Annotated in this window: 6 protein-coding genes and 1 pseudogene; 5 read left to right on the top strand and 2 right to left on the bottom strand. The window is 71.2% G+C overall.

The annotated features are described in order from the left end of the window. Nucleotides 1-330 (bottom strand): HAD hydrolase-like protein (locus O3Q52_RS45225; protein WP_332113005.1); only part of this gene is annotated, 330 nt, incomplete at its 3' end. A 334-nt stretch (nt 331-664) separates the two neighbouring features. Here O3Q52_RS45225 and O3Q52_RS45220 point away from each other — a divergent pair. From O3Q52_RS45220 to O3Q52_RS45205, 4 genes are all read left to right on the top strand, one after another. Beyond that, entirely contained in the window at nt 665-1,309 is a 645-nt protein-coding gene (locus O3Q52_RS45220; RefSeq protein ID WP_189838102.1) for an HNH endonuclease family protein, read from the top strand. A 177-nt stretch (nt 1,310-1,486) separates the two neighbouring features. Then, nucleotides 1,487-3,130, top strand: a complete 1,644-nt coding sequence (locus tag O3Q52_RS45215) for an alkaline phosphatase D family protein (RefSeq protein WP_269654322.1) — start codon at nt 1,487-1,489, stop codon at nt 3,128-3,130. 425 nt (nt 3,131-3,555) lie between these two features. After that, nucleotides 3,556-5,454 (top strand): FAD/NAD(P)-binding protein, encoded by a 1,899-nt coding sequence (locus O3Q52_RS45210; RefSeq protein ID WP_269654321.1) that lies wholly within the window; start codon nt 3,556-3,558, stop codon nt 5,452-5,454. An 88-nt stretch (nt 5,455-5,542) separates the two neighbouring features. Beyond that, entirely contained in the window at nt 5,543-6,001 is a 459-nt protein-coding gene (locus tag O3Q52_RS45205) for a DoxX family protein (RefSeq protein WP_269654320.1), read from the top strand. A 133-nt stretch (nt 6,002-6,134) separates the two neighbouring features. Here the strand turns inward: O3Q52_RS45205 and O3Q52_RS45200 are convergent, their stop codons facing one another. Next, a complete protein-coding gene (locus O3Q52_RS45200) occupies nt 6,135-6,725 on the bottom strand; it encodes a superoxide dismutase family protein (protein WP_269654319.1) in 591 nt (196 codons plus the stop codon). 355 nt (nt 6,726-7,080) lie between these two features. Between O3Q52_RS45200 and O3Q52_RS45195 the strand changes: the two are divergent. Then, a pseudogene (locus O3Q52_RS45195) lies at nt 7,081-7,444 on the top strand (hypothetical protein); the annotation flags it as partial.

The raw sequence follows: 7,444 nt of genomic DNA, 5'->3' as shown, positions 1-7,444 counted from the left end.
CGCATGGGCCACCACCCCCCGCAACGAGGCAAGAAACTCCGCGGCCCCCGGAATCGCGACAACCCCGTCCATGTCCGCCGTCTCCTCGGCGAGCATCCGCGCGTTGTCGGCGTAGTTCTGCTCCATCGGCCGACTGGGCAGCAGCACGGCCATCGACGCGTACCCCTGCCGCCCGTGGACGACCTTCATGACCTCGTCCCCGTCGAGCCCGTGCCGGTCGGCCCAGCGGCGCCACACGCGCTCGACGACGGCGTCCGAGTTGACGAGGGTGCCGTCCATGTCCAGCAGCAGGGCACGGGCGGTCAGCACGGTTGACGCCGTCATCGGCATGCTCCAAAGCGTGGAGGAGGGTCCCGGGCGGGGCCATTCCGTGACCCCCGGGGGGACAAGGCGGCCCCGCCCGCCGGTCAGGGAGTGCGGGCGGGAGCCACTTTGTTCCTCCACGGTACAAAACAAAGGCCCGATCCCGCTACCACCCCAGGGACCCCATTCCATACGAACCCACGACAAGGGGGCCGGCCGAAACCCGAAAGTCCCGCCCCGCCCCTTGTTGTGTCATGCCCGCGTCATTAACTTCTCACCTGACGCACATCTCCCGGAAACCGGCCACCGCGAGCATTCAGTCGCTCGCAGGTCAACTTCCCCCCACCCCAAGGGAGTTCGCATGCCGAAGATCTACGCGCGTCGACGGCTGAGTCTAGTGGCCGCCTTCGCCGGATTGATAGCCATGGTCGGGCTTTTCAACGGCCCGACCGCCTCCGCCGCACTGCCCACCCCGGTCAGCGCGGCCACCGCCCGCACCTACCTCGCCTCGCTCACCGTGGCGACCGAGGACCGTACCGGCTACGACCGCGATCTCTTCAACCACTGGATCACCATCAGTGGCACGTGCAACACCCGTGAGACGGTCCTGAAGCGCGACGGCACGAACGTCGTCACCAGCTCCGCCTGCGCGGCCACCAGTGGCAGTTGGTACTCCGTCTACGACGGCGCGACCTGGACCGCCGCCTCCGACCTCGACATCGACCACCTCGTCCCGCTGGCCGAGGCCTGGGACTCCGGCGCCGACAGCTGGTCCGCGTCCACGCGCCAGGCCTTCGCCAACGACCTCACCCGCCCGCAGCTCATCGCCGTCACGGACAACGTGAACCAGTCGAAGAGCGACCAGGACCCGGCAGAGTGGATGCCGTCCCGCACGGCCTACGCCTGCACCTACGTACGCGCCTGGGTCCAGGTGAAGTACTACTACGACCTCTCCGTCGACTCGGCGGAGAAGAGCAAGCTCAGCTCGGTACTGAGCGGCTGCTGATCACCAGCCGATCCACGGCCGACCGGCAGCAAAAGGCAGCAGATCACCAGCTGACGGACAACCGGCGGACAGCTGATGTACGCCCGATCGGCACCTGATCAACTGCACCATGCACGGAACCTCCCCGCTCACCTCCGTCGTTCCGTACCGTACGGGGCGACGGAGGAGAGTGATCGCGTGGCGGGACTGCGCCTGGGTCCACTGCTGAGGTACGTCGACGGCTCGTCCGCGACCATCTGGGTCGAGGCGAGCCGCCCGTGCACCGCCGAGGTGCGCTGCCCGGACGGCGCGGGCGGTGAGTCCCGCACCTTCCAGATCGCGGGCCACCACTACGCCCTGATCCCGGTCACCGGACTGACCCCGGGCGCGAGGTCCCCGTACGAGGTACTGCTCGACGGGGTACAGGTCTGGCCGCTCCCCGACTCCCGCTTCCCGCCCTCGGTCATCCACACCCCGGTGGACGACCACGAGACCGTACGGGTCGCCTTCGGCTCCTGCCGCTGGGCCACACCGGCCGCCGACGAGAAGGACCCCGGGGGCCCGGACGCCCTGGACACCCTCGCGGCCCGCATCGCCGCGGACCCGGAGAGCGAACGCCCGGACGTCCTGCTGCTGCTGGGCGACCAGGTGTACGCGGACGAGGTCTCGGACGCCACCCGCCGCTGGCTGAAGGCCCGCCGCGGGCTGAACGAACCGCCGGGCGCCGAGGTCGCGGACTACGAGGAGTACACGCACCTCTACTACGAATCGTGGCTGGACCCCGAGATCCGCTGGCTGCTCTCCACCGTGCCCAGCTGCATGATCTTCGACGACCACGACGTCATCGACGACTGGAACACCAGCGAGGCCTGGGTCGCCGACATGCGGGCCACGCCCTGGTGGCGCGAGCGGATCCTGAGCGGCCTGATGTCGTACTGGGTCCACCAGCACCTCGGCAACCTCCCGCCCGAGCGCCTCGCCGAGGACCCCCTGTACGAAGCGGTCCGCGCCACTCCCGACGGCACGGACGCCCTGCGCACCTTCGCCGCCCGCGCCGACAACGACCCGGCCTCGGTCCGCTGGAGCTACCGCCGCGACTTCGGCCGCACCCGGCTCCTGATGGTCGACTCCCGCGCGGCCCGCGTCCTCGACGAGAAGAACCGCTCGATGCTCGACCCGGCCCAGGAGGCGTGGCTGCGCGAGCAGGTGCTGGAGGAGCCGGGTTCGTACGACCACCTCCTCATCGGCACCTCCCTGCCCTGGCTGCTCCCCAACCTCGTGCACGACGCGGAGGGCTGGAACGCCGCGCTGTGCCGGGGCGAGCGCGGCGAGCGCTGGGCCCGGTTCGGGGAGAACCTGCGGCGGGCGGCGGACCTGGAGCACTGGGCCGCGTTCCCGTCGTCGTTCGACTCGCTCGCGGATCTGATCACCGAGGCCGGCTCGGGACCGCAGGCGCCGGCGACGGTGTGCGTGCTGTCCGGGGACGTGCACCACGCGTACATCGCAGAGCCGGTCTGGCGGGAGGGCCTGCCGGGACCCGACGCCCGGGTGCTCCAGCTGACCTGCTCCCCCGTGCACAACTCCATCCCGCTCTCGATAAGACTCGGCTTCCGTTTCGGCTGGAGCGGGGTCGGCCGCGCGATCGGCCGACGCTTCGCCCGGCACGGCAGACTTGAGCGTCCGCCCGTCGACTGGCGGAAAACCGGCGGCCCTTGGTTCGGCAACCAGCTCATGACACTGACCCTGCGCGGCCGTTCGGCACGCCTGCGACTCGACCAGGCGCGGCAGGAACGGGGCGGCCCGGCCCGGCTGCGGACGATCGTCGAATCCGAACTCAGCTGACACACGGACACGGAGAGTAACAACTCCCCCACGCGCAAGCGCTCTTCACGCGACCCGCGACGGGGGACGCTCACGGCGCCCGGCCGCGTCCCGCAATTCCCCGATTGCATACGTTTCTTGCGCACGTTGCGTACGTTGCCCAAGTGCTGTCGTGTTGCCCGTGATGCACACGCTTGGTGCCCGTGGTGCTCGTGACGCATCCCACAACCGGCCCGGTTGATCCGCTCCAGGGCTCGGCTCCCGTGGCGCGCGACGGCATGATGATGCGGACCGTCCGCTTCCGGCGGACGGTGTGCTCTGCCCAGCGCCCCACCTGTCCGGGAGTCACACCTTTGTCTGCAGCGACCGCGGAGCCGACGGACCCGGCACGGACCACGGACCCGGCGGAGACAACACCGTCCGAAAGAGGTCGGGCTGCGTCCGCCGTGTCCATCGCGCTCGTCGGCGCGGGCCCCCGCGGCACCAGCGTCCTGGAACGCCTCTGCGCCTCCGCGCCCGAGCTCCTCGCGCCCGGCACGCGTCTGACGGTCCATGTCGTCGACCCGTCACCGCCGGGCCCCGGCCGGGTCTGGCGCACCGCCCAGCCGGCCGAGCTGCTGATGAACACCGTGGCCTCGCAGGTCACCCTCTTCACCGACGACAGCGTGGACTGCTCGGGCCCGATACGCCCCGGCCCGAGCCTGCACACCTGGGCCGACGGCGAGCTGGGCCCGGACGACTATCCGACCCGCGCCCAGTACGGGCAGTACCTGGAGTGGGTCTTCGGCGAGGTGGTCCGCGGGGCACCGCCCGCGCTTCGGGTCCTGACGCACCGGGCGCGCGCGACCCGCCTCGACGAGACGGCCGACGGCCACCAGATCCTCGTACTCGACAACGGCCGCACCCTCCCGGACCTGTCCGCCGTGGTCCTGGCCCAGGGCCATCTGCCGGCCGTGGCCGACCGGGCACAGCAGCGCCTGGCCGCGTACGCCGATCGCCACGGCCTCCGCCATGTCCCGCCCGCCAACCCGGCGGACCTCGACCTCTCCTGCGTCGCCCCCGGCGAGACCGTCCTCCTGCGCGGTCTGGGCCTCAACTTCTTCGACCACATGGCGCTGTTGACGACGGCCCGCGGCGGGCGTTTCCGGCGCACCCCGGCCGGCCTGCGCTACCTCCCCTCGGGCCGGGAGCCGCACCTGCGGGCCGGCTCCCGCCGCGGCATCCCGTACCAGGCCCGCGGCGACAACGCGAAGGGCCCGTACGGGCGTCACGTACCCCTCGTTCTCACCCCGCACGTCATCTCCCGCTTCCGCAAACGCGCGGACTCGGGCGACGCGCCGGACTTCCTCACGGAGATATGGCCGTTGGTGGCGAAGGAGGTCGAAACCGTCTATTACGAGGGGTTGTTGGGACCCGACGCCACCCTGATACGCGGCTTCCGTGAGCGCTTCCTCTCGGTCCCCCACCGTGATGCCCAAGAGGCCCTGGTCCTGGGCGAGTTCGGGATCGCGGAGGCCGACCGCTGGTCCTGGGACCGGATTTCACGGCCGTACGGAGGTCGGGTCTTCACTTGTACCGGCGACTTCCGGAAGTGGCTGCTGGACCATCTCCGCGAGGACGCCGCACAGGCCGCGCTCGGCAACGTCGACGGTCCCCTCAAGGCGGCTCTCGACGTACTGCGCGACCTGCGCAACGAGTTGCGGCAGATCGTCGACCACGGCGGGCTCGGCGGAGTCTCGCGCCGGGAGCACCTGGACCGCTGGTACACCCCGCTCAACGCGTTCCTGTCGATCGGTCCGCCCCGGCGCCGTATCGAGGAGATGACCGCACTGATCGAGGCGGGCGTCCTGGAGGTGCTCGGCCCTCGGCTGGAGGTACGGGCCGAGGACGGGGCGTGGGTGGCGCACTCCCCCGACGTGCCCGGCTCGACCGTGACGGCGACGACGCTCGTCGAGGCACGGCTGCCCGAGCCGGACCTCCGGCGGACGGCCGACGAACTCCTCGCCCGGCTCCTGAAGACGGGCCAGTGCCGCCCGCACACGGTGGACGGTTACGAAACCGGAGGGCTGGACGTAACACAGCGCCCCTACCGTCTGATCGACCGTCAGGGACACGCGCACGCAAGGCGGTTCGCGATCGGAGTGCCTACGGAGGGTGTGCACTGGGTGACCGCCGCCGGGGCCCGGCCCGGTGTGGACTCGGTCACGCTGTCGGACGCCGACGCGGTGGCGCGGGCCGTTCTGCGCACGGCCGCGGACCAAGCGGGACAAGGCCGCGAGGCGGATCCGGAACCCACAGCACACCCACAAGCATGGCCAAAAGTTGAACTTGCAAGCATCGATTAGGCAGACCTAACGTGGAGCACTCACTCGGTTCCGTCCCCCACACCGGCCCCTTTCCGGGACCGGATCCAGACCGAAGGAGTTCCCCCACATGACCGGACGCCTCAACAGCGCCCAGCCGTACGCCATCGGCCTGTTCCGCATAGTCATCGGCCTGCTCTTCGCCTGCCACGGCGCCGTCTCGCTCCTCGGCGTACTCGGCGGCCTGGACGGCAAGGGCTCCACCGTCGAGACCGGCGCCTGGCCCAACTGGTACGCGGCCGTCATCGAGCTCGTCGGCGGCAGCCTGGTCCTGCTCGGCCTCGGCACCCGTATCGCGGCGTTCATCGCGTCGGGCGCGATGGCCTACGCGTACTTCAAGGTCCACCAGCCCGAGCACCTCTGGCCGATCCGGAACAACGGCGAGGGCGCGGCCATGTACTCCTGGTCGATGTTCCTGCTGGTCTTCACCGGCTCGGGCGCGCTCGGCCTGGACCGGCTGTTCAAGGGCCGCTCGTCCGCGTCCTCGCCCTCGGACGGGAAGCGCTCCTCGGAGCCGATCACGGCCTGACACCCGCACCCGCAAGCAAGCCGTGCCCGCCCCTGCCGCATCGAGGGGCGGGCACCCGCGCCCCAAAGGGGCGCGGGGAACTGCGCGACCAGCCACGACGCACCCACAGACGGACACCCGGCCGAGAGATCACTCACGCCCCGCCGAACGGCACCGTGAAGCAGGCCAACCGCACGCCCGAGCCACCCTGTTCACCGTGCAGCACAACGGACGCGGCCTCCCCGAACCGGAAGTTCCAGTCGTGCCGCGCACTCGCCCCACCCGCCCCACGCGCGTCGGCCGTGAAGTCGAGCCAGACCTCGTTGTCGGGGTTCATACTGGCGGGGTCCGTGGACGGCCGGTGCTGGTAGTGCCCACCCGCGGCGGCCGGATCGGCGCCGCACGGCTTCCGGTGCACATGCGCGCCGTACTCGTGGCCGGCCTTCAGCCCGGTCAGCCGCACCTTCACCGTCGTGGCGCCGCGCTCGGAACTGCGCTGGCCGACCTCGATCCGCGAGCCGGCGGGCACGAGCCTCATGTCGTACGTGACGGCCGCCGACGGGACGAAGGCGCCGGGCGGGGCGAAGCGGGCGTCCGTCCGCATCGAGTAGCCGTGCTCGCCGCCGGTGCCGCCCGTACCGCCGCCCGGCTCGACCGTGCCGCCATCGCCGCCGGTCGCGCCGTGGGCACCGCCCGCGCCGGTCACGAGCGCGGCCGACGCCAACGCCAGGACGACGAGCCCCACCGCTCCCGTTCTTCCTGCCCGACCCGTCCGGCCCGTCCGGCCCGTCCGGCCCGTTCGCCCTGTTCGCTCTGTCCGACCTGTTAGTACTGCCGCCATTCCTGACACCATCGCTCGTTCCGCTCCTCACACCGTTGGCCGCCCCTTTCCGTTGGTACGGGACGCGGCGCCGGCCCGCCCGCCGGGAAGCGGCAGCCGGGTGAACATGATGTGGCGAACGCACGTGCCCCCTGTGGATCTCCTGTCGGACCCGAGGCGTACGCTGTATGGCTGTCACAGGCCGCTCCTGCCGCTCCCCCGCGACATCGCGGCATCACGGCACGGTTCGGGCCTACGGGGGAGACACAGGGGAGTTCGGGTGCTTGAGAGTGTGGGGTCGCTGTCCGGCAGCCCTTGGATCTACAGCCAATGGATCTATGCCGTGGTGGCTGTGTCGGTCCTGTTCGACGTCTTTCTGCCGGTACTGCCGAGCGGCGTCCTCGTCATCACGGCGGCGACGGCGGCCGCGGCCGGTACCGGCGCGGCTGCCGTGCACGTGCCGGACATCCCGGCCGCGCACGTGCCGGACCTCCTCGCGCTGACCCTCTGCGCCGCGACCGCCTCGGTCCTCGGCGACCTGGTGGCGTACCGGCTGGCCTGGCGCGGCGGGGAGCGCCTGGACCGCGCCATCGCCCGCTCCCGCCGCCTGAGGGGTGCGCAGGAACGTCTCGGCGCGGCGCTGG

The organism is Streptomyces sp. ActVer, from assembly GCF_027270795.1.
Taxonomy (GTDB): domain Bacteria; phylum Actinomycetota; class Actinomycetes; order Streptomycetales; family Streptomycetaceae; genus Streptomyces; species Streptomyces umbrinus_A.
This window is presented reverse-complemented; position numbering and strand designations above follow the sequence as displayed.